Below are 24,754 nucleotides of genomic sequence, written 5' to 3' on the forward strand. Positions count from 1 at the left end.
AATATAAAAATAAAATTAAATTGGAGGAAATAAAAATGGTTAAAGACAAAGTTGTATTCGTAACAGGAGCTGCAAGTGGAATAGGCAAACAAATAGCTGAATCATTCTTGAAGAATGGTTCTAAGGTAGTCTTCTCTGATATAAATCAAGAAGCACTAGATAATGTTACATCAGAATTACAAAAAGAAGGTTATGATTGTGCAAATGTAAAGTGTGATGTAACTAAAGAAGAAGAAATTAACCATGCGATAGATAATACTCTAGAAAAATACGGAAGATTAGACATACTAATAAATAATGCTGGTCTTCAACACGTTGCTATGATAGAAGATTTCCCAACTGATAAATTTGAATTTATGATAAAAATAATGTTAACAGCACCTTTTATAGCTACTAAAAAAGTATTCCCTATAATGAAAAAACAAGGATTTGGTCGTATAATAAACATGGCTTCAATCAATGGTGTAATTGGATTTGCTGGTAAAGCTGCTTACAATTCAGCTAAGCATGGACTTATAGGACTAACAAAAGTTGCTGCACTTGAAGCTGCTGACTCAGGTATAACAGTTAATGCTATATGCCCAGGATATGTAGATACTCCACTTGTTAGAGGTCAATTTAATGACCTATCAAAAACTCGTAATGTACCACTAGAAAGTGTATTAGAAGAAGTTCTATATCCACTTGTACCTCAAAAACGTCTACTAGATGTTCAAGAAATTGCTGATTATGCAATGTTTTTAGCTAGTGATAAGGCCAAAGGAATTACAGGACAAGCTTGCCTACTAGATGGAGGATATACTGCACAGTAGTTATTACATATTTAGGACTTGAGGAATTTATTCTTCAGGTCCTTCTACTAAGGAGGGATATTTATGAGTATTATCGCACCAATTGGTATAATTATTGGTATTATAGCTATTATATATTTTTCAGTTAAAGAAATTCATATAACTATAGCTGCTCCAATAGCAACTTTAATAGTTGTTATCTTAAATAAAATGGATGTTGTGACATCAATGTTAGGTGCTGACAAAAATAATTATATGGGAGCACTTGGAAACTATATAATGAGCTATTTTGCAATATTCTTACTAGGTTCTATACTTGCCAAGTTTATGGAAGAAAGTGGAGCTACTGTATCTATAGCTGATTTTATTTTAAATAAATTTGGCTCTAACCACCCTTACAGAGTTTTAGTTGCTATATTTATAGTGAGTTTTATACTAACATATGGTGGAATAAGTTTATTTGTAGTTATGTTTGCAGTTATTCCACTTGCAAGAACTCTATTTAAAAAACTTGATATTTCTTGGAATCTTATTCAGATACCTCTTTGGCTTGGAATTGCAACAATTACTATGACTATGATTCCTGGTACACCAGCTATTCAAAATGTTATTCCTATTCAGTACCTAAACACATCTCTTACAGCAGCAGCTATACCAAGTATTGCAGGAAGTATAGGTTGTGCTGTATTTGGTCTGGTATACATGAAATATACTTTAAACAAAAGTCTTAGAAAAGGAGAAACTTATGCAACTTACACTTCAGATATAGAAGAAGAGTCTTTAGATAGAGAATTACCAGGATTTTTTTCAAGTATCTTTCCTCTATTATCACTTGTAGTCATAGCAATATCTGGAAGTACTTTTGGTTCAGAATTTATGAAAAAAAATGTAATTTACATAGCCTTAATAGTTGCAATTATTTTATCTGCTTTTCTATTCCGTAAATTTTTATCGTCAAAAATACAAACATTGAGTATTGGTGCTAGTGGTTCTATAGGACCTATTTTTGCAACATCTTCTGCTGTTGCATTTGGAGCTGTAATAATGGCTGCACCAGGCTTTGATATATTCAGTAAACTTATCATGTCAATACCAGGAAGTCCACTTATAAGCCTTACTGTTTTAACTTCAACGATGTCAGCAATAACAGGCTCCTCTTCGGGTGCTTTGGGAATAGTAATGCCAAACTTTGCAGATTATTATCTAAGTACTGGCATGAATCCAGAATTAATCCATCGTGTTGCTACAATTGCTTCAAACATATTAACAATCGTACCTCAAAGTGGTGTTTTTCTTACATTCTTGAGTTTATCTAAATTAACACATAAAAATGGTTTTAAAGAGACTTTTATTGTGGTTGCAGTTGGTTCATTAATAGCAGAAATCATTGTAATTACATTAGGATTACTAATGTATTAAACTAAATCAAATTACTATTTATTATATAAAAAGTCATCTATTTATGATAGATGGCTTTTTTATTTTCAAGAACTTAATTAAAGATACTTTTTTTACTTATTTTCAAAGTATATATTAAATAAATATCACTAACTATAAAAAAAATTTACCGCAAGCAGAATTTTACATCATAGAATTATTATAAAAACACTATTTCTTCTAAAGCAGCTATGCCATACTATGCAGATTAATGATGAAAATTATCAAACATCATAAAATATACCTATTTATTCCAGGTATATTTTATTTACATATCTTTACAGTAAAAAAACACTTGATTCTATGTTAGTATAAATGCACGGGTACCCCCTACACTAAAGGTTACAATTTAGTAACATTTTTAGAATTTTTAGATTGAGAGGTGTTTATAATGAGAAAAAATATACCAACAAAATTAAAAACTATACTAGCTTTAGGAGTGTTAACCTTAGCAACAGCTTCCAGTGCTGTTACTGCAAGTGCTTCGTCACTTGAAAACAATATGAATATAAGTAATAAAAATTTAGTATATACTAATGCTAAATTTAAGTTTTCAGCAAAACCAAATTGTTCTGTAAAGCCAGAACTTAAACCTGACAAGGATAATTCTTGTAAAGATAAGAATCATAATGACAAGAATTGTAATATTACTAACAGACCTAGCGACAACAATAATTCAGACTCTACTAATAAACCTGAGGATAATAATAACTCAGACTCTAGTAAGCCTGAAGATAACGACAATTCAGGTTCTACTAATAAGCCTGAAGATAATAAACCTGAGGACAACAACAATTCAGGCTCTACTAATAAGCCTGAAGACAATAACAACTCAGACTCTACTAATAAACCTGAAGATAATAACAATTCAGGCTCTACAACTGGAAATTTTTCAGCTTACCAAAAAGAAGTCGTTGATTTAGTAAACGTAGAGAGATCTAAAGCTGGATTAAATCCACTTACTCTTGATGCTGATGTATCAAATGTCGCTACAAAGAAATCTCAAGATATGATTGACAACAACTACTTTGCACATAATTCTCCAACTTATGGTTCTCCATTTGATATGTTGAAAAAGTTTGGGATAAGCTATAAAACAGCTGGTGAAAATATAGCAATGGGACAGAAAACACCAAAAGAAGTTGTAAATGCTTGGATGAATTCTGAAGGTCATAGAAAAAATATATTAAATCCAAATTACAGTAAAATAGGTGTTGGAGTAGCACAAAAAAGTGGTGGTTCAATTTACTGGACACAAATCTTTGTAGGATAAAATACTCTTTTTCCATATATACAAAAAGAGTATCTCAAGATGATTTTTAAAAATCATAAATGGGATACTCTTTTGTATCTATACTATATCATAGTATTTTATCTTTAATATATTTTTCATACTGAATATAAATTCCTATATTATAAATATTATTTAATAATTAAATAATTTAAAAATCCCTTATAAAAAAATCAAAACTTCCTTTCGGCGCCATTAGACTTCTTTCTAAAATCAAACTTAATGCTTCTAATTTGCGTTTTTTCTCCTCTTTATTCCAAGAAAAAATACCCGGGTCAAGTAAAAAAGTGAAAACAGATAAAATTATCTCTGATACTTCTAAAGTATATTCACATTTAAATATCCCTTCTTCCACTCCTTGTTGAAATATTTCTGCAATAATGGGAGAAAGTGAAGTAAGTATTTCTGCAAGAGATTTTTGATGGATTGAAGCATTAAATTGTTGGTGAAGATATTCATCAATTGAAGATTCAACTGTTGATGTTATATAACTTTGAAATAATAGCATCAGTTTTGAAATTGAATCCAATTGACTTTTCTCTACAATAACTTTACATTTGTCTATAATCTGGCTATAAGTTCGTTCAACTACTGCATCAAATATTTCATCCTTAGATTTAAAATAATAATATATACTTCCTTTTCCAATACCTGCTCTTCTTGCAATATCACTAACTGAACAAGTTGCTCCTTTTTCTTCTCTTAATAATTCTTGCATGGCATTTAAAATCAACTCTTTTTTGTCCATATACTCACCATCCTTATTTTGTATTATAACACAGTATCAAAAAGTTGACCACTGGTCGAAAATATGATACAATACAAAAAACTCGACCAGTGGTCGAAAAATATTTTTAAATAATTTTTATTTATCGCAATATCTTTTTTATAATTACATAGCTGAAATCTACTTAGTTGTCTAAGATACATTTACATTAAAAATTATTTAAATTTGGGAGGATAATTTTATGAACGAAACAGCACTTTCGCACTATGGTAATTGGATTGGTGTAATTATCTGGATATTAATTTATGGAATTTTTCTATTTTTTCTACCTTTTTATAAAAAAAGTCAAAGAAAGCCCACTACAGCCTATCTAGAATTTATAATAGCTTACGCCCTTGAAATGTTTGGTATACCAATGAGTATGTACTTTGTAGCATGTTTTTTTGGCAAACAACTACCAGATGGTGTATTGTGGGGACATACACTAAATCAATACATTGGTCATTTTGGAATGTATATATGTATAATTTTAAACATTATTGGTGCTTTACTAGTAGTTTTAGGTTGGAGAACAATATACAGAAACAAAATCTTAATTCTTACAGTTTGATATAAATAAAAAAGGGATACTATTTTTTAATAGTATCCCTAATTATTATCAAATTATATCTTAAATAAGCATTATAATATTCTAATTATTATTCAGCTAATTTTTTGTATCCTTCATATCTTTCTTTAGCATCAGCTTCAGCTTTTGCAAATAATCCATCAGCTTCTTCTGGGAATTGTTTAGCTATAGCAGAGTATCTTACTTGTGCAAGTATGAAATCTCTGAAGCTTGTAGTTGGTTCCTTAGAATCTAAAGTGAATGGGTTTTTACCTTCAGCTTTTACTTCTGGATTGAATCTGTATAAATGCCAGTATCCGCAAGCAACAGCTTGTGCTTCGTTAGCTACAGTTCTTCCCATACCTTCTTTTAATCCATGGTTTATACATGGAGCATAAGCTATTATTAAAGATGGTCCATCATGTTTTTCAGCTTCTAGAACAGCTTTGATAAATTGGTTTTTATCAGCACCCATAGCAACTTGAGCTACATATACGTTTCCGTAAGTCATAGCCATCATACCTAGGTCTTTCTTTCTAGATTGTTTACCTGCTGCAGCAAATTTAGCCATGGCAGCAGCTGGAGTAGCTTTAGAAGCTTGACCTCCTGTATTTGAATATACTTCTGTATCAAATACAAGTACATTTACATTTTCACCAGATGCAAGAACATGGTCTAATCCACCATAACCGATGTCATATGCCCAACCGTCTCCACCTAGTATCCATTGAGATCTCTTAACTAGATAATCTTTTCTATCTCTTATAGCTTTTACTAATTCTTTAGCTTTTTCATCTGTGCAATCACAAGCTGGTTTTTCTAATAATTCAACAACTTTAGCACTTGCTACTTTAGAAGCTTCTCCATCATTTCTAGAATCTAACCATTCTGTAAATACTGCTTTAGCATCTTCACAGATATCCATAGAAACTAATTCTGTCATAGCATCTACTATTTTTCCTCTTATTTGTTTAACAGCTGTGTACATACCAAATCCGTATTCAGCATTGTCTTCAAATAGAGAGTTTGCCCAAGATGGACCTTTGCCTTCATGGTTACAAGTATAAGGAGTTGAAGGTGCAGAAGCTCCCCATATAGAAGAACATCCAGTAGCATTAGCTATCATCATTCTATCTCCATATAATTGTGTAACTAACTTAATGTATGCAGTTTCTCCACATCCAGCACATGCTCCTGAGAATTCCATTAATGGTTGTCTAAATTGACTTCCTTTAACAGTGTTTGCAGGCATAACATCAACTTTTGGAGCTACATCTTCAGGATTTACTGCAAATGCCCAGTTATCTAACTCTGTATCAAGTTGAGTATCTATTGGTTTCATAACTAAAGCTTTTTCTTTAGCTGGACATATATCAGCACAGTTTCCACATCCTGTACAATCTAGTGGACTAACTTGAATTCTATATTTTAATCCTTCTAATCCTTTACCTAATGCTTTTTTAGCTTCAAATCCTTTTGGAGCATTAGCTAATTCTTCTTCTGTAACTAAAACTGGTCTTATACATGCATGAGGACATATAAAAGAACATTGGTTACATTGGATACAGTTATCCAATACCCATTCAGGAACATCAACAGCTATACCACGTTTTTCATAAGCTGAAGTACCACAAGGGAATGTTCCATCTTCTATACCATTGAATGTACTTACTGGTAAGTTATTACCTTCTTGTGCAGTCATTGGTCTTAATATATTTCTTATAAATTCTGGTTCTTTAACTTCTTCTTTATCTGCATCAACAGCATTTGCCCAAGAAGCTGGAACTTCAACTTTAACTAAAGCATTTATTCCTGCATCAACAGCAGCATAGTTCATGTTAACTATCTTTTCACCTTTTTTACCATAAGCTTTAACTATAGAATCTTTTAAGTATTTAACAGCATCTTCTTCTGGTATTATTTCAGCTAATTTAAAGAATGCAGATTGCATTATCATGTTTATTCTATTTCCAAGACCTATTTCTTGTCCTAGTTTAACAGCATTAACTGTATAGAATTTTATATCATTTTTAGCTATATATTGTTTCATGTGAGCTGGTAAGTTTTCTTCAATTCCTGCTTGATCCCATATAGTGTTAAGTACAAATGTACCACCTTTTTTAAGACCTTTTAATAAATCATATTGATAAACATATGATTGTTTATGACAGGCAATATAGTCAGCTTCATCTATTAAATAAGTAGCTCTTATTGGAGTATCACCAAATCTTAAGTGAGACATAGTTATACCACCAGATTTTTTAGAGTCATAATCAAAGTAAGCTTGAGCATATTTTTCAGTATGGTCACCGATTATTTTTATAGCTTGTTTGTTAGCTCCAACAGTACCGTCAGAACCTAATCCCCAGAACTTACATCTTATAGTTCCTTTAGAAGCTATTTTAATTGATTCAGATGGAGTTAAAGAAGTATTAGTTACATCATCAACTATACCTACTGTAAATCCATTTTTAGGTTGTTCTGAAACTAAGTTATCAAAAACAGTTTTTATATCTGAAGGAGTAGTATCTTTTGAACCTAATCCGTATCTTCCACCTATTATCATAGGAGCATTTTCTTTTCCATAGAATACATCACGTACATCTAAGTATAATGGTTCACCAGTTGAACCTGGTTCTTTAGTTCTATCAAGTACACATATTCTTTCAACAGTAGATGGCACAGCATCTAAGAAATGTTTCATTGAGAATGGTCTGTATAAATGAACTTTAACTAAACCATATTTTTCTCCCTTAGCATTTAAGTAATCTATAGTTTCTTCTATTGTTTCTGTTACAGAACCCATAGCAATTAATATAGATTTAGCATCTTCTGCTCCATAGTAATCAAATAAACTATGTTTTCTACCTGTTAAATCACTCATTTTTTCCATGTATTTTTCAACTATACCTACTATATTTTGATAGTATTTGTTAGAAGCTTCTCTAGTTTGGAAATATATATCTGGGTTTTGAGCAGTACCACGAGTAACTGGATGATTTGGAGATAAAGCATTATCTCTAAATGCTTGAACTGCTTCAAAGTTTAATAAACTTGCATAATCTTCATTTTCTAATAATTCCACTTTTTGGATTTCATGTGAAGTTCTGAATCCATCAAAGAAATGTATAAATGGTAATTTACCTTCTATTGCAGCTAAATGTGCAACAGGTGCTATATCAGCTACTTCTTGAACTGAACCAGAAGCTAATAATACACATCCAGTTTGTCTAGCAGCCATAACGTCTTGATGATCCCCAAATATTGATAAAGCTTGAGATGCTAAAGCACGAGCACTTACATGGAATACTCCTGGTAATAACTCCCCTGCAACTTTATACATGTTAGGTATCATTAATAATAAACCTTGAGATGCTGTAAAAGTAGAAGTTAAAGCTCCACCTTGTAAAGAACCATGGAATGCTCCTGCTGCTCCTGCTTCTGATTGCATTTCAACAACATTAACTTTTTGTCCAAATACATTTTTTCTTCCTTGTGATGCCCACTCATCAACTACTTCAGCCATAGTTGAAGATGGTGTGATTGGGTATATAGCTGCTACATCTGTAAATGCATAGGCAACGTGAGCTGCAGCTGTATTCCCATCAAGTGTTTTCATAAACTTAGCCATAATATGTATCCTCCTTGATAGCTACAATTGTACTTGTTTATAACAAGTCTATTTTTTTATATTTACATATAATTTACACAACAAAAATATAAACACACATAGTCGCGCAAATACTCTATCTTCTAATATAATACTACAGATTGGATAAAATTCCTTTGAAAATTGTAAATTAATTACATATTTAAGTAGATTTTTTTTTAAATTAAATATGTTAAGTTTTTTTCATAATTTTGTATACAATATATAATAAATTAAGTTAGACTTTTCAAACTTTTTTATCTATTTGTATATATTGATATTAGGAGTAAGAGAACCTTCTTCATCATATATAAATTTTATATATTAATTTTACCATATTACATCATATTTTTGTAAGTTTTTATTATAATTTTCATAATACCCCTTTATATTATAAATTAATCTAATAGATTAAATTTATAATATAGAAATTTATTACAGTAAAAAATATGCTAGTAAACAAAATATTCACTAGCATTAATTTCATATATAAAATTAATCAACTATTAATTCTACTAAATCTCCATTTTTAACGCCTGCTGCATTTCCTTCTTCCATGTCAACATGCATTTCTAAATTAAAGCTATCACTAGCTCTTACTAATACATTTTCAAATACTAACGCTCTTGGTCCAGATGTTTTAACTTTTACTATTTGTTTGTCAGTTACACCAAATTTAGCAGCGTCTTCATTGCTCATATGTATATGTCTAGAGGCAACTATAACTCCTTCTTTCATTTCAACTTCTCCAGCTGGTCCTACTAATTTAACCCCAGGAGTTCCAGCTATATCACCAGATTCTTTTATTGGAGCTTTTACTCCTAATGGGAATCCATCTGCTAAAGAAATCTCAACTTGAGTTTGAGCTCTAGCTGGCCCTAAAACTCTAACTCCTTTTAGAGTTCCCTTTGGACCGACTAAATCTACTTTTTCTTCACAGGCAAATTGTCCTGGTTGAGATAATGGTTTAAATTTAGTTAATTCATGACCTGCTCCAAATAATACGTCTATATCAGCTTGACTCAAATGAACATGTTTATTAGATAATGCTATTGGTAATTTCATTGAAATTCCCTCCTTTAATTATTTTTAAATTATTGCAATACAATTATACATAATATTACTTACAAAATCAAATTATATTGAATCAATATACGCTTTTAGAGTCTTAGATATAGTGTCTTTAAATTCTTGATTATCTGTGTAAGGTATATTATCTGTATTGTTTAAATATATATTGTGTAAAAGTTTAGTATTTATACTCTTAAAGAAAAAGTCCATAACTATTTGCCCACCTTTAAATTGTGAATCATAAGGTTTACTACCTCCTACTGCAATATACATTCCTATACGCTTTTTATTCCTATCAATTGAAGGCTTATTTAATATATACTTGCTTGCATAGATAGCTTGAGTTCTATCAACAACAGTTTTTACTTTAGCTGATATTGAATCAAAATGTACAGGACTTATTACTATAGTCCCTTTTGATTCATCAAACATTTTATATAGAGGTTTCATATCATCATTAAATTTACAACATCCTGTCTTATTACAAAATCCACATGCTGTACAATATTCAATATCCATATCATATATATTGAATATTTTACTACTAAGTCCACTATCTTCTAATTTAAGTTTTATTTCATTTGCTATAAAACTACAATTTTTATTATTTCTTGGACTTCCATTTATTATTATAATTTCTGGACTTTCAAGTTCTATTTTATTATTTAAACCCATAGTCAATCTACCTATCCTTTAACATAACGATTAAAATATCATCATCATAATTATCTTTTGATGAAAAGTTTCTTAAATCTAATTTTAAATTTTCTACTATCAGCTGATGATTTAATCTAAAATTTTCTTTTAAAAAGTTTTCTAATCTCTCTATACCATATTCTTCTTTTGATGTATTTTTTATTTCTAAAATTCCATCAGTATACATACATACCATTGCATAATCTTCCATTGAAAGAATATTATTTTCATATGTTGCATCTTCCATTACCCCAATAGGTATTCCCTTTTTACAATTTAAGTTAGTTTCTATTGTTCCATCTTTTTTTACAACTACAGGGCTATAGTGTCCTGCATTAGATACTGTAATCATATTTTCTTTAGTATCTATAAGACCAATCAAACAAGTTGTAAATACTCCCATTTTGTCAAACTCATCATATAACATCCTATTTAAATTTGTCATTATTTCTTGTGGTGTCTTATACTGATTACATAACACTTTAAAGGCACCCTTTATCATTGCAACAACATAATTCGAAACCATTCCATGCCCCATTACATCAGCAACAATATAAACTATGTGTTCAGCATCTACCTTTGTAGCATAATAAAAATCTCCACCTACTACTCTTGCTGGTTTATGATAAAAATAAAGTTCTTTTTCATCATTACAATCCATTTTACCTTTGTCCATAATAAGTTGTTGCTGTTTATTTAATATATTTAACTCATTCTCAAGAATCCTGTGCTTTACTTCTTTTTCATTGTGCTCATATAACTGCATACCAACTAAAACCTGTTTAGATAATATACTAAGGATATTTAAATCATCACTCGTGTAGTTTTTGCTGTTTGCACAAACAATGCATCCTATAGTCTCATTTTTATCTTGGAGTTTGTAATATATATAACTTTCCAAGTTTATCCCTTTTTGTGAGCATGGTTTTAAATTATTTAAATATCCTCCTAAGGATTCTTTATTTACAAACTTGTCCAACATAGGATATAAATTTGTTTTCTTTTTATGTTCAGTATTATAACAGCTAAATATTTTATCTTTATTACCATGACCTATTATAATTATCAAAGCTTCTTTACTATTGGTAATGTTACACGCCTGTTTACTCAAGTTTTCTAAAAATCCATCTATACTTTTATTGAGATATAATTTTTTAGTAGCTTCATTTATAGCACTTATTGAACCTCTTAATTTATCAACCAAAATTTGTACATTATTATTTTTATTAGTTATTTCTATTGATAAACTTAAGAGAGATGCAACAGAAGATATAAAGTCTATATCTTGTTCTGTTAGAAAATCTTCTTCTGTCAAAAAGCAAGTCATAAATCCAACTACTTCATTATTTATGATAAAAGGAAAAACTATTCTACCAATGTAACCTTCAGATTTTGCTAAATCTCGTTCTCCTTCTGCTCTAGAATCTTCAAATACATTTTTCACATATATTATCTTTTTCTCATTTACAGCTTCATGGATATATTCTGGATATGTGTCAAAATCAATTTTTGCACCTTTAAGACTATTGATTGGAAAAATTTGAGGTACATACTCTAAGGTTTGTGAACATACTAAATAGGCATATTTAGAATCATTTTTATAAAATAGATTTACACATGCCTTTGTAGGGTGAACAACCTCTAACATTTTTTCTATTATTTTATCTTTTATATTAAAAAAATCTGTAGATTCAGTCACCATAGCAGATATTTCCACTAAATTCTTCATTTTATAATTGCCATTAGTCATACTCAATTTCTCCCCCTATATATTAAACTATTTATTAGTATTTTAACATACATTCTTTATAGTAAAAACAAAAACAACGACAAAACTAAGAACTAATATCCAGTTAAATCCTGTCAATATTCCTATAAGAAGTAATGTAATCAATGAATTTAGACCTGTTCTTCCCTTTTCATCCATAAAAGTTATCTTAGAGATGTCGATATTATTTTTTACATTGTTTATATGTTCCTTCACTTGTTCTTCCATATTTCTCTTATAAAGAATATACACCACTCCAACTAGAAATACTCCTATACCTAATATCCAATTTAGATTGAATGCTACAATAAGCAGTATTGAACCAAAAACTAACTTTAAAAGTTTAAAAAACACACTATCTATCTTTAAAGTTATATTTCTAATTTCTTTACATTCATCCCTTAATGAATATCCACTTGAATCTAAGTTATTAATCTTTGTTTTTACAATTTCAGAATAAAAAAGCTTTATTATCCCATTTAACATTTTCATCACTCCTAAATATTTTACATATATTTGTAAGTTTTACAATTATAATATTTTTTATACTTGGTAATAATAAAAAATAACAAATATTTTATAATTTAGTATTTATTGTAAATAAATTATTAAAACTTTATAGACTAAGTATAAATTTTTCAAAATAAATATTCTTACAATTAAAAGGAAGTGTTTTTGTGCAAATAGAACAGCTAGATTTAGAAACAAGAAATAAAATATACTGCTATACAAAAAAAATTCTTAGAAAATACCAAAAAGGTATTACATCTGGAAAATTAACAGCAGATAAATTTGCAGATAATATATTATCTCAAGATTTTATAAATAGTATACTTGATGAAAAAATAATAAATGAATATGAATTTAAGTTATCTTATATAGACTATATTGAAACTTTAATAAAGATACAAAATGAAAATTTGTCTAACTCAAGAAAAAAATCTACTAAATCTATAAAATGTTTTAATATCTCTCAGATAATTCAATTGAAAAATTTATTACATGATACTGGTTATAATCTATCAATTCCATATAAGTACCTGACTCCTAAGGATATAGAAGGTATTATTACACTTATCAATACTGGGTCTATTGAACTTGGAAACGAGAGAATATATAATTATATATCAAAAGCATAATAAAATAAATTTATTATAAAAAGGCAATTTATTTAATATAAAAACTATTTTTTTATATTAAACAAATTGCCTTTTTAATTTTTATTTCTATATGACATTACCCAAGAGCTTTTTCTAATTTAGATAAGTGTTGTATTGGATAATATTTCAATAGTTCTTTAAACTGTTCTACTGATAATCCTTCTGTTGTTGTATAGATTTTTATTTTTTCATCTAAATCACTATTAATAAATTTATTTTTTAAATCTTCAAAGTTTACACTACTCATTTTACATCACTCCTTATGTAATATATTCATTTGTACTATTTTATCCAGATTTCTAAAATTTATTACATAAAAATATCGACATATAAAACTTAATAAAAAAAAGCTATCTCAATTTAGAAATTACTTTCTATATTTGAGATAGCTCTAGCTATAACAATAGCCTAATAGTTATAAATAATTATTTATTAACTATCTGTTGTTTTTTCCAGCCATTTGTTGTTCAGCCATTTCAACTAATTTTTTAGTCATGTATCCACCTACATAACCATTTTCTCTTGCAGTAAGGTTTCCTTTATCAACTTGTTGATAATTACTCATACCAAGTTCATTAGCTATTTCTAATTTCATTTGGTTTAAAGCTTCTTTTGCTCCTGGTACTACTGTTTTGTTGTTGTTATTGTTACTTGCCATGTTGATTACCTTCCTTCTGTTTAATTTATTTTGTGTTGCTGATAATATTATGTGATTTTAAACATTTTTAATTCAGGTAATTTTTAGCAATTAAAACCTGCCAAATATCCAGTTGAAAAAGCTATTTGCAAATTGAATCCTCCTGTGTATGCATCTATGTCTATTACTTCACCAGCAAAAAATAAACCTTCTACCAATTTTGATTCCATTGTACTTGAGTTTATCTCATTCACTTTTACTCCACCAGAAGTTATTATTGCTTCATCAATAGGTCTATATCTTTTTACTGTAAATTTTAAATTTTTTAGTAAATGAACTAAATTTTTTCTTTGTTCTCTAGAAACTTGATGAACAACTGTATCTGGAGAAATCTCGCTTAAATTTATTATTATAGGTATAAGTTTTTTAGGAAGCAAATCATCCAATGCTTTTTCAAATTTTTTATTTGTATACTTTTGAAAATCTTTTTGAACTCTTTTATCTAATTTTTCTTCGTCTAATGCAGGTTTTAAATCCAACAGTATAGTATAATTTTCTTTAGTTGTATCTTTCATCCTACAACTTGCAGACTTTATTATAGGTCCATCTAAACCAAATTTAGTAAATTCAAGTTCTCCAAAATCATTATACACTTTCTTTTTTTTACTATTAAACACGTTTATCTCGACATTTCTTAATGATAATTTTTCTAAATCTTTTACAAAACCTTCTTGAACTTCTATACCAATCAAAGATGGTTTTGTATCTACAATAGTATGCCCCTGCGAAACAGCAAATTTATATCCATCACCAGTAGAACCAGTAAGTGGATAACTTAATCCACCAGTTGCTATTATGACTGAATCGCACTTGATTTCTTTTTTATTGTTTAGAATTACTTTTTCGATTTTATTATTTTTAGATATTATTTTTTCTACCCTAGAGTTTAATAATATATTTACTTTTTTGTTTTTTACTTGTTTTTCAAGAGCTTTTACAACATCAAAAGCTTTATCACTTTCTGGAAAAACTCTTTTTCCTCTTTCTGTTTTAGTTTTTACTCCAAGATTATTAAACATACTTATTACATCATCGTTTGTAAAAGTGTAAAAAGCACTATATAAGAATTTACCATTTGTAGGAACATTTTCTATTAATTCCTCTATATCACAATCATTAGTTATATTACATCTACCTTTTCCTGTTATTGCAAGCTTCTTACCTAACTTATGATTTTTTTCAATTAAAGTTACATCAAACCCTCTTTCAGATGCAGTTGATGCTGCTATCATCCCTGCTGGTCCACCGCCTATTACTACTATTTTCTTCAAATAATCACTCTTTTCTATCCTTAAATTTTCTTAAAATTAAATTAGTATCTATCAATAGTGCAAATTAAATTAATTTAATTTCAAAATTTTAAACAATGCAGGAGCTCCTGCTACTCCATAAAAAACAACCACTGTATACTTAATAAAATTCATAAAAATTATACTCATACTAGAGTCACTTATATTTAAAGTCGTTATTAATATTGAAATCAACACTTTAATAGCAACATATAAAATCCCTATTGTGACTATTCCAATCAAAAACCTACAAATTCTCGAAAATATCATGTTTTTACTCTTTTTATTTTTATTACTAAAATTAATTTTTTTATTATTATTTTCTGTAGTAAATTTAACAAATTTATCTTCAACTATATACCCAAATACAAACCCTACTAGAATACCAAATTTTTCAAAATATTCAGGGCTTTTTAGAAATATTGCTATTAATATAAATGGGATAAGTAATGCTACAAGAAAAATATATTTTTTATTATCATCGATATAGTCAAATATTTTTACAAATACAACTGTAAAAAATATGCCAAGTATCCAACCAGCAATTACATCTATAGGCCAATGAACAGCTAAATATAGTCGAGATAATCCTACTCCTAAAACCATCACTGCACCCAATAAACGTATATAGTTTCTTTTAAATATAGTCATAATACTAACCCAAAATGTAGTTGCAGTTTGAGTATGTGCACTTGGAAAAGAGTATCCTCCAGCGGTAGAAACTCTCAGTGATTCAAGACCTTTTATACCTATTGGTCTAGGAGCCTTTACAAATTCTTTGATACCTAGATTCACAACAAAATTTCCAACTATCGCGAACAACATTTTTTGTCCACATTTTTTATTTATACACCAATATATAACTGCTGTAATTAATATCAATAATGGTGCTTCTGTACTTACTGTAAATACAAGAAATATAAAGTTTAAAATTGGATTTCTTAAACTCTGGAAAAATAATAATATACTCAATTGAATATCCATACCGATGTCTCCTTTACTAAAATTTTATATACTTAATTAAAAAGCACTAACTCCTACAGAGATTAGTGCTTTTAATTCACATTTAAGTCTATTCTACATCCTCAACTATACCTATATAAGGTAAATTTCTATATTTTTCAGCATAATCTATTCCATAACCAACAATGAATTTATCTTCTATAACAAATCCAACATAGTCTACAGGTATATTAGCTTTTCTTCTTTGAGGTTTATCAAGTAGAGTACATAATTTTAGAGATTTTGGGTTTCTAGTTTTTAAAGCTGCAACTAGATTGCTTAATGTTAAACCAGAATCTATTATATCCTCTACAATTAACACATTCTTTCCTTCAATATCTACATCTAAATCTTTTAATATTTTAACTGTACCAGAAGATTCTGTTGAATTTCCATAACTTGTAACACTCATAAAATCTATATTTACATCTAAATCTATACATCTTATTAAATCTGAAACAAATACACTAGCTCCTTTAAGGATACCTACTACTAGTAAATCCTCACCTTTAAAATCTTCTTCTATTTTTTTACCTAATTCATAAACTTTTGCTTTTATCTGTTCTTCTGTCAACATTTTTCCTGTAACTTTGTACATCTTGAATCCTCCCGCTTTCCATCTATTAACCTATATATTATAGCATACTAAAATATCAATTAAAATATTTTTCATCATTTTTAAACCTAAATTAACAGCTTATCCATACTTTTTTGCTTTTTCTCTTAAAAATTTGGAATAAATATTCCTTTGTATTATAATCTATATGTAAATATATTAATCAGTTATTTTTATTAATTATATAATTTTATTATTGGAGGTACTTTTATGAGCACAAACCATGGAGCTAATTTATATAGTTTATCTAGTAAGTATGGCTTTTCAAAAGAAGAATTTATGGATTTTAGTTCTAATATAAATCCTTTTGGTACATCAGATTTAGCCAAACAATACATTGTAAACAATATAGATATAGTATCTATGTATCCTGACCCTGATTACATAGACTTAAAAACTTCTATATCTAACTACTGTAAGTGTTCTATAGATAATATAGTACTTGGTAGTGGAGCTACAGAATTAATTTCATCTTTTATACATACAATTAACCCTAAACAAGCTCTTTTACTTTCTCCTGCTTATTCAGAGTATGAAAAAGAACTATCTAAAATTAATTGTTCTATAGATAAATATTTTGCTAAAGAAGAATATGATTTTCATATAGAATTAGAAAATCTTATAAAGACTATTAATTCTAAAGACTATGATTTAGTTGTAATCTGCAATCCTAGTAATCCAACTGGATTTGCATTTACTAAAATAGAAATAAGAGAACTATTAAAAAACACAGATAAGTTTTTAATGATTGATGAAACTTATGTAGAGTTTACTGATACAAACATATACTCTTCTACTCAATTAGTCGATGATTATTCTAATTTATTTGTTATAAGAGGAACATCAAAGTTTTTTTCAACACCAGGCATAAGACTTGGATATGGTCTTATATCTGATAATGATGTTAAGAATAAAATAAATAACAACTTAGATTTATGGAATATCAATATAGTGGCCTCTAAGATGGGAGAAATCATGTTTAGAGATTCAAACTTTATCTCTAATACTATTTCTTTAATGAATACTGAGAGAAATTACTTACTTAAGGAGCTTAAAAGCATAGACAATCTAGATGTATATGATACTCAAGGTAATTTTATATTATGTAAAATCAAAACTCATGAATTGACAGCTAAATCCCTTCGTGAAAAACTAATTCCACAAAAAATAATAATAAGAGATTGCTGCTCATTTGAAGGTTTAGATGAATATTTTTTTAGAGTATGTATACTAAAGCCTGATGAAAATAAATTACTAATATCATCTCTTAAAACAATTTTCAAATAGAAAAAGACTAGATACAGATTAGCACAAATAGTTCAAATAATACAATAATTAAGGGTTTATAATTATAAATTATAAAAAAATGAGCTATCTCTTTTTGAGATAACTCATTTTTATTTATTAAGAAATTAAGCACTTTGTTTTCCTTTTTTGCTCATTCCATCATTTATTTGGTCTACAACAACTGCTATTGCATTGTCTCCTGATACATTACATGCTGTACCAAAACTATCTTGAGTTAAGTATAAAGCTATCATTAAGCTCGCAAGACCACCATCTGATGGGATTCCAACCATTGGTAAGAAAGGAAGTGCACTCATTATAGCACCTCCTGGAGCTCCTGGTGCTGCAACCATTGCTATACCCAACATTGCAATATAAGGGAATAATACATCGATTCCATGTGGCATACCATTCATCATTAAAACTGCTGTTGTAAATCCTGTTATAGATATCATACTACCTGATAAATGTATTGTTGCACAAAGAGGTACAACGAATTCTCTTATTTGCTTACTTACTCCATTGTTTTCTGCACAACCAACATTAACTGGTATAGTTGCTGCTGAAGATTGAGTACCTATAGCTGTTAAATATCCAGGTATTTGATTTTTTAACATTTTGATTGGATTCTTTCCTGAGAATGCTCCTGCTGCTGTGAATTGACATGCCATATATACAAAGTGTAATGGTATTACTACTAAATAAACTTTCCAGAATACTCCTAATATTGTCCATACTTGTCCTGCTATAGTTATATTCGCAAAAGTTCCTGCTATGTATAATGGTAGTAAAGGTATAATTACTGTTGACAACGTTTTCGTTACGATTTCTTGGAATTCTTGGAAGAAATTAAATAGAACTTCTCCTTTTCCATGATTTCTCAAAGCTGATATTCCAAGCCCCATTACAAATGCAAACACTATTGCTGCTGTTACATCTACCATAGGCTCTAGTGGAATTGTAAATATTGGTGCTAACATTCCTGCTTCTGGGTCTCCAATTTGACTTGCTACACTTGCATCAATAAAATTTGGAAATATTAACATAGATACTGCAAATGACAATACTCCTGCAATTAAAGTAGAACCATATGCTATTCCTGTAGTTATTCCTAATAACTTTCCTGCTCCTGTTGCTAAGTCAGCTATTCCTGCTGTTACAAATCCTATAATTATAAATGGTATAACAAACTTTAAGAATGCTGAGAATAAAGTACTAACTGTTACTAATATTTGAACTATTATTTCTGGTGCATAACTTCCGATTAAAATACCGACTATGATACCGATGATTAGTTTAGGCACTAAACCTATCTTTTTCTTACTCATAACTTTTACCCTCCATAAATTTTTTTAGATTAAGTATTCTTGTACATTGAATACTTTGTCAATCATTGAATCCCCACTTCTTATGATAATAGAGTTTTATCTCTCCGTCAACATTTTAACCATTTTTTGTTAATAAAAAAAAGAATAACAGTTATAAAATGTTATTCTTCTTCATCTTTTATAGAAAATTCTACATTTTCAATTATATTTGAATGTTTCTCCTTTTCTGCAATGATTCTGTATTTATTAATTTCTTCATCCACAATACCTATACTCCAAATTAATACTATAGCATCATCTATAAATCCAAATACTCCCGCGAGCATTTCAGGTATTATATCAATCCCAGATACAAAATAGGATACAGTAAAAACTAATACAGAAACTACTTTGACCTTATTAATTATATTTATTCTTTTGTCCGTCATAAAGTCTGGTAGTTTAAATAAATCAAATATAAAAAGTAATCCAAACTTAGCATTTTTAAATCTTACTAAAATTTTTTTTAAAGTATCTAAAATTATATCAATAGCTCTTTTTAAAAGTTCCATATTCATCACCTCTTATAATCATAGGTTACTCTACATTATAACCGATATAATTAATTTGATGAATATTTTAGATATAAATTTTATTAATTATTTTATATTTAAATTGTATTGCTTACATATAGAATGTTATATCATGACTTAAGTAGTTTAAATCATTTATAATCTTTACAATAATATTAATTTATTTTTTATTATAACAACTCAATTCCTGCGTTTCTAAAATTTTCAATCATATCTTGTGGCCATACTCCAACTTGCACTTCCCCTATATGTGCCTTTTGCAAGAAATACATACATATTCTTGATTGACCAATTCCTCCACCAATTGTATATGGAAGCTCACCATTTAAAAGCATTTTATGATAATCAAATTCTTTTCTATCTTCACATCCAGCAAGCTTTAACTGTCTATCTAGTGATTCTTCATCAACTCTAATTCCCATTGATGATAATTCTAATGCAGAATCTAGAACAGGGTTATAAAATAGTATATCTCCATTTAATTCCCAATCATCATAATCAGGGCTTCTTCCATCATGTTTTTCTCCTGATATTAATGTCTTTCCTATTTGTGTTATAAATACAGCTTTTTTATCTTTTACAATTTTATCTTCTCTCTCTTTTGGTGATAGCTCTGGATACATATCTTCTAATTCTTGTGATGTTATAAATGTTATTTCTTCTGGTAAAATTTCTTTTATACCTTCATACATACTACACACAAATATTTCAGTATCTTTAAATACTCCATATAATCTTTTTACAACATCTTCTAAAGTTTTTTCATTTCTGCTACTTTTTTCTATAACTAATTCCCAGTCCCATTGGTCTACATATAAAGAATGTATATTATCCAATTCTTCATTTTTTCTTATTGCATTCATATCTGTATATAAACCACTTCCAACTGCAAAACCATATTTTTTAAGAGCTAATCTCTTCCATTTTGCAAGTGATTGAACAATTTCTGCATTTTTATCCATAAATGGTATATCAAAACTTACTGCTTTTTCTCCATTTAAATTATCATTTGCCCCTGTCTCAGGCAATACAAATAATGGTGAAGAAACTCTTATTAGATTCAACTCATTACTCAATCTCATTTCAAAAAAATCTTTTAATTTTTTTATAGCTACTTGTGTATCAATTACATTTAGACTACTTTTATAATCTTTTGGTATTATTGTACTCATACTATTCACTCCCTATATTTTATATATTTTTCCATTAAAAAAACCTCTCATCCCTATAAAAAGGGACGAAAGGTTGCTTTTCCGCGGTACCACCCTGATTAGTTTGAAATAAATTCAAACCCAGCTCATAATGTACAGATATTACTCGATACATCCCAATATGATAACGGTTTGGTTCCGACTAAGCCTACTCTTTTAAAATTTCAGTTAGCAACTCCAGGATGTTCTTCACTATAGACTTCATATTGGTCTCACACCATCACCAACTCGCTTTAATTACATTCTATACCTACTCTTCCTTTCAACGTCTTTAAAGTTTTATCTTTACTTTAATAAAAGTTAACTTTTATGTTTTCTATTTATTCATAATAGTATGATAAGTGATTAGTTAAATTTTGTCAAGTTTATTATTTTTTATTTTTTTGTATACTTTATAAATTTTTACCTATGCTTTATAAGTTTTCAAATATAGTTTTTAATCTATTCATACATTCTTTTAATAGAGACTGTGGGCATGCTACATTTATTCTTTCAAACCCAATACCTTCTTTTCCAAATATATAACCCTCATCAAATAATACATTGGCTTTTTTAAACATTAAATCTTCAAGTTCTACTTCATTTAATCCATAAGCAGTAAAGTCTAACCAAGCTAGATATGTTCCTTCTGGATAAACAAGTTTAACTTTTGGTAAGTTTTCTTTTAAATACTCATCAATAAATTTTATATTATTATCTAGATATTCATTTAATTCATCAAGCCAATCTTCACTTTCATTATATGCTGCTATAGTAGCTACAATAGCAAAAGGATTTGGTGAAGTACCAACTCCAACAGCTGTAACTTCATCTTGATACTTCTTCTTTAACTCTTTATTATTCACTATTATATTGGATAATTGCATTCCAGCTAAATTAAATGTCTTACTTGGAGCTATACATGTAACTATTTTCTCTTTATATTCTGGGCATAATGATTGTAAAGGAGTATGTTTAAATCCTTTTCGAATTAAGTCAGAGTGTATTTCATCTGCTATTATCCATAAGTCATATTTTTTGCATATTTCTACAACTTTTTTTAATTCTTCTTCTCTCCATACTCTACCAACAGGATTGTGAGGGCTACAAAGAATAAGTACTTTATTATTGTCACACTTAGCTTTTTCTTCTAAATCAGCGTAATCCATTCTATAACTTCCATTTTCATATATTAGAGAATTGTTTACAACTTCCCTATTATTACTTTTTATCTTTGCTTCAAATGGATAATATACTGGTTTTTGAACTATTACTCCTTCTCCAAAGTCTGTTAATATTCTTACTAAAATAGCAACAGCAGGTACAACTCCAGGACTAAAAACAATATCGTCTCTATTTACTTCCCAGTTAAATCTTCTTTTATACCATCCACAAACTGCATCGAAGTATTTATCACTATTATTAGAACTATATCCAAATATTTTGTGGTCAATTTTTTTATGTAATGCTTCTATTATTGGTTCTGCACATTCAAAATCCATATCTGCAATCCAAAAAGGTAAACCATCTTTTTGCGATTTTGGTGAACAATTAGTTCTAAAATCCCACTTTACACAGTCTGTTCCGACTCTGTCTATAAGTCTATCAAAATTATATTTACTCATTTGAACCTCCTAAAAATATAAATTCTATAAATATTAAATTTGTCACTACTTGTAATCTAATGACATTTTACCACTCTACACACTATAATAATAACACTTTTTGCTTTAATAGATTTAAAATATACATATTTTTCCTGTAATAGATTTTTTCGATATTGTAAAAATAACTTCATTGCAACAAAATAAAAAGAGAATTTTTATGTCAATAATATTGCAAATAACATAAAAATTCTCTTTTCATAATTTTAAAAAACTTTTAAATACAAAGCAATTAATCTAAAACCTTATCCTAATCTCTTTTCAACTAGTCTGCACCAGATATCAACTCCATATTCTAAAGCTTTAGTATCAAATGTCACATTAGGATTATGAAATCCTGGTGTAGCATCAGCGCCCAGTCCAATATATGTAGTCTTACATTTTAGTTTTTGAGTATAATAGTGAAAATCTTCTCCACCAGAGTTTTTAAATATACCTATAGATGCATCTTCACCAAGTACATCTTTAATAGTCTCTTCAGCTAAACTTACAAGACCTTCATCAAACTCTGCTGCTGGAACTCCATCTTTTGAAAGTAGTATAGCCTCTGCGTTTATAGAACTTGCAGCGGTTTTTATAGCATGAATAGCTTTTTCTTTTAATTCTTCTATTATCTCATTACTCTCTGCTCTTATATCTAAAGCCATAAAAGCTTCATCTGGTATATTATTATATGTTTCCCCTTTAACTGATATATTTGTAACTTTAATAGAATTTGGAACAGCTGGATTTACTCTTATTGCATTTATTGCATTTACTGCTAAACAGACAGCATCTACTGCATTTACACCCAAGTGTGGCTTAGAACCATGACAAGTAATACCTTTAATACTAAATTCCATTATGCAACTGGCACAATGATACATTGCAGGTATGGCCTTTCCTAATCTACAATCTTGCCCAGGTCTTAAATGCATACCTACCATCTCTTCAACATCATCTAATAAACCAGAATCTATTACTCTTAATGCTCCATAAAGTTTTTCTTCACCTGGTTGAAAAATTATTTTTAGTTTTCCTTTTTTTACCAACTCCCTTTCTTTTATTAATCTTGCAGCTGTTAGAAGCATTGAAGTGTGACCATCATGACCACAAGCATGTATCATTTTCTTTTCTCCATCAATTATAAATTCTAATGCATCTATATCTGCTCTTATAGCAAATACTGGTCCTTCTTTTTTAGAGTCTATTGTTACTATAATACCAGTTCCTGCAACACCTTCATCTATATTTTCAAATCCCATTTTTTTAAGTTCTTCTAAAAGAAATGTAGATGTCTTGTATTCTTCAAATCCTTTTTCTGGAATTGTATGCAAATAATCATACACCTTATGTACATAGTCAATATAACTTTTATTATTTTCCATAATATAATACCTCCATAAATTTTAATTTTTATCCTATATTATTTTTTTCATATGTTATCTATACTATAAAATAATTCATTATAAGCATTGCAATACATCCATTTAAAGTTGCTATTATGAACATATGTGGATAGTATTTAGTTTTTAATTCAGCTGTTCCTAACAGTCTACCCATAAATTGTATCTGAGCTCCTGAAAGTAATAACATTGGTAAAAGTATTGCAACATGTGCTTGATTTATTTGACCTGCTGTAAACAAGCCAGCTATTACCCCAGAAGCTCCTCCCATTGATATAAATATCGTCATTATTGCAGTTGCTGCAACGCCTGGAAGCCCAAATATGCTCATTACAGGTGTGAAAATTGTTCCTATTATATCCAAAAGACCAGTTAAATTGAATATAGAAATTATAGCAAAACCAAATATAACATTTGGAGCCATTGAATTTGTACTTATTTGAAACCCATTTCTAGCTCCACCAATAAATGCATCTATAACATTTCCTTTTTTAACTTTTACCTCTTTTTTTGCTATATCACTCATA

General features: G+C 28.7%; 23 protein-coding genes and 1 other annotated feature. Of the genes, 6 read left to right on the top strand and 17 right to left on the bottom strand.

The genetic code is table 11. The annotated features are described in order from the left end of the window. Window positions 1-35: 35 nt before the first annotated feature. The 3 genes from KGF41_RS02290 (at window position 36) to KGF41_RS02300 (ending at window position 3,501) form a co-directional block, all read left to right on the top strand. Window positions 36-812: a 3-hydroxybutyrate dehydrogenase gene (locus tag KGF41_RS02290; RefSeq protein WP_227829197.1), complete on the top strand. Its 777-nt coding sequence runs from the start codon at window positions 36-38 to the stop codon at window positions 810-812. A 63-nt stretch (window positions 813-875) separates the two neighbouring features. Next, entirely contained in the window at window positions 876-2,210 is a 1,335-nt protein-coding gene (locus KGF41_RS02295) for a GntP family permease (RefSeq protein WP_227829198.1), read from the top strand. Between the two features lie 409 nt (window positions 2,211-2,619). Then, complete coding sequence (locus tag KGF41_RS02300) at window positions 2,620-3,501, top strand: CAP domain-containing protein (protein WP_227856309.1); 882 nt, start codon at window positions 2,620-2,622, stop codon at window positions 3,499-3,501. A gap of 169 nt (window positions 3,502-3,670) precedes the next feature. Here the strand turns inward: KGF41_RS02300 and KGF41_RS02305 are convergent, their stop codons facing one another. After that, the gene (locus KGF41_RS02305) at window positions 3,671-4,267 is read right to left on the bottom strand and encodes a TetR/AcrR family transcriptional regulator (RefSeq protein WP_227856310.1); all 597 of its coding nucleotides are present in this window, start codon (window positions 4,265-4,267) and stop codon (window positions 3,671-3,673) included. 220 nt (window positions 4,268-4,487) lie between these two features. Here KGF41_RS02305 and KGF41_RS02310 point away from each other — a divergent pair, with 220 nt between their 5' ends. After that, window positions 4,488-4,856: a hypothetical protein gene (locus KGF41_RS02310; protein WP_227829201.1), complete on the top strand. Its 369-nt coding sequence runs from the start codon at window positions 4,488-4,490 to the stop codon at window positions 4,854-4,856. A gap of 88 nt (window positions 4,857-4,944) precedes the next feature. On the opposite strand, the gene nifJ is transcribed toward KGF41_RS02310, so the two are convergent. The 5 genes from nifJ to KGF41_RS02335 all read right to left on the bottom strand — a co-directional run bounded on the left by nifJ (window position 4,945) and on the right by KGF41_RS02335 (window position 12,523). Next, window positions 4,945-8,484, bottom strand: coding sequence for a pyruvate:ferredoxin (flavodoxin) oxidoreductase (gene nifJ / locus KGF41_RS02315; RefSeq protein WP_227829202.1), 3,540 nt, complete (start codon window positions 8,482-8,484; stop codon window positions 4,945-4,947). A gap of 513 nt (window positions 8,485-8,997) precedes the next feature. After that, a complete protein-coding gene (gene pduL, locus KGF41_RS02320; RefSeq protein ID WP_227829203.1) occupies window positions 8,998-9,567 on the bottom strand; it encodes a phosphate propanoyltransferase in 570 nt (189 codons plus the stop codon). Between the two features lie 72 nt (window positions 9,568-9,639). Next, the gene (locus KGF41_RS02325) at window positions 9,640-10,248 is read right to left on the bottom strand and encodes a flavodoxin family protein (RefSeq protein WP_227841459.1); all 609 of its coding nucleotides are present in this window, start codon (window positions 10,246-10,248) and stop codon (window positions 9,640-9,642) included. 7 nt (window positions 10,249-10,255) lie between these two features. Next, window positions 10,256-12,019 carry a GAF domain-containing SpoIIE family protein phosphatase gene (locus KGF41_RS02330; protein ID WP_227841460.1) on the bottom strand — a complete coding sequence of 588 codons (1,764 nt, stop codon included), beginning with the start codon at window positions 12,017-12,019 and terminating at the stop codon, window positions 10,256-10,258. A gap of 42 nt (window positions 12,020-12,061) precedes the next feature. Beyond that, window positions 12,062-12,523: a hypothetical protein gene (locus KGF41_RS02335; RefSeq protein WP_227829206.1), complete on the bottom strand. Its 462-nt coding sequence runs from the start codon at window positions 12,521-12,523 to the stop codon at window positions 12,062-12,064. A gap of 191 nt (window positions 12,524-12,714) precedes the next feature. Between KGF41_RS02335 and KGF41_RS02340 the strand changes: the two genes are divergently transcribed. Next, window positions 12,715-13,176 (top strand): hypothetical protein, encoded by a 462-nt coding sequence (locus KGF41_RS02340; protein WP_227829207.1) that lies wholly within the window; start codon window positions 12,715-12,717, stop codon window positions 13,174-13,176. 97 nt (window positions 13,177-13,273) lie between these two features. Here KGF41_RS02340 and KGF41_RS02345 read toward each other — a convergent pair whose 3' ends face one another. The 5 genes from KGF41_RS02345 to hpt form a co-directional block, all read right to left on the bottom strand. Further along, window positions 13,274-13,444: a hypothetical protein gene (locus tag KGF41_RS02345; RefSeq protein ID WP_227829208.1), complete on the bottom strand. Its 171-nt coding sequence runs from the start codon at window positions 13,442-13,444 to the stop codon at window positions 13,274-13,276. Window positions 13,445-13,633: 189 nt separating this feature from the next. Further along, entirely contained in the window at window positions 13,634-13,855 is a 222-nt protein-coding gene (locus tag KGF41_RS02350; RefSeq protein WP_227432380.1) for an alpha/beta-type small acid-soluble spore protein, read from the bottom strand. An 83-nt stretch (window positions 13,856-13,938) separates the two neighbouring features. Beyond that, window positions 13,939-15,165, bottom strand: coding sequence for an NAD(P)/FAD-dependent oxidoreductase (locus KGF41_RS02355; protein ID WP_227829209.1), 1,227 nt, complete (start codon window positions 15,163-15,165; stop codon window positions 13,939-13,941). A gap of 69 nt (window positions 15,166-15,234) precedes the next feature. Next, window positions 15,235-16,167 (bottom strand): phosphatase PAP2 family protein, encoded by a 933-nt coding sequence (locus KGF41_RS02360; protein ID WP_227829210.1) that lies wholly within the window; start codon window positions 16,165-16,167, stop codon window positions 15,235-15,237. 88 nt (window positions 16,168-16,255) lie between these two features. Then, complete coding sequence (hpt, locus tag KGF41_RS02365; RefSeq protein ID WP_227432377.1) at window positions 16,256-16,783, bottom strand: hypoxanthine phosphoribosyltransferase; 528 nt, start codon at window positions 16,781-16,783, stop codon at window positions 16,256-16,258. A 228-nt stretch (window positions 16,784-17,011) separates the two neighbouring features. On the opposite strand from hpt, the gene KGF41_RS02370 reads away from it, so the two are divergent. Further along, on the top strand, window positions 17,012-18,088 hold the full coding sequence (locus KGF41_RS02370; protein ID WP_227840533.1) for a pyridoxal phosphate-dependent aminotransferase: 1,077 nt from the start codon (window positions 17,012-17,014) through the stop codon (window positions 18,086-18,088). Between the two features lie 125 nt (window positions 18,089-18,213). On the opposite strand, the gene KGF41_RS02375 is transcribed toward KGF41_RS02370, so the two are convergent. The 6 genes from KGF41_RS02375 to KGF41_RS02400 form a co-directional block, all read right to left on the bottom strand. Then, window positions 18,214-19,416, bottom strand: coding sequence for a dicarboxylate/amino acid:cation symporter (locus KGF41_RS02375; protein WP_227829212.1), 1,203 nt, complete (start codon window positions 19,414-19,416; stop codon window positions 18,214-18,216). A 161-nt stretch (window positions 19,417-19,577) separates the two neighbouring features. Beyond that, complete coding sequence (locus tag KGF41_RS02380; RefSeq protein WP_227829213.1) at window positions 19,578-19,967, bottom strand: YkvA family protein; 390 nt, start codon at window positions 19,965-19,967, stop codon at window positions 19,578-19,580. 191 nt (window positions 19,968-20,158) lie between these two features. Beyond that, window positions 20,159-21,160, bottom strand: a complete 1,002-nt coding sequence (gene asnA, locus KGF41_RS02385; protein ID WP_227829214.1) for an aspartate--ammonia ligase — start codon at window positions 21,158-21,160, stop codon at window positions 20,159-20,161. 58 nt (window positions 21,161-21,218) lie between these two features. Beyond that, window positions 21,219-21,474, bottom strand: a binding site (T-box leader). Between the two features lie 138 nt (window positions 21,475-21,612). Beyond that, window positions 21,613-22,803: a MalY/PatB family protein gene (locus KGF41_RS02390; RefSeq protein ID WP_227829215.1), complete on the bottom strand. Its 1,191-nt coding sequence runs from the start codon at window positions 22,801-22,803 to the stop codon at window positions 21,613-21,615. Between the two features lie 284 nt (window positions 22,804-23,087). After that, entirely contained in the window at window positions 23,088-24,209 is a 1,122-nt protein-coding gene (locus KGF41_RS02395; protein ID WP_227856311.1) for a M20 peptidase aminoacylase family protein, read from the bottom strand. Window positions 24,210-24,267: 58 nt separating this feature from the next. After that, window positions 24,268-24,753: a YjiG family protein gene (locus KGF41_RS02400; RefSeq protein WP_227829217.1), complete on the bottom strand. Its 486-nt coding sequence runs from the start codon at window positions 24,751-24,753 to the stop codon at window positions 24,268-24,270. Between the last annotated feature and the right edge of the window lies 1 nt (window position 24,754).

The organism is Clostridioides sp. ZZV14-6150, from assembly GCF_020657875.1.
Classification (GTDB): domain Bacteria; phylum Bacillota; class Clostridia; order Peptostreptococcales; family Peptostreptococcaceae; genus Clostridioides.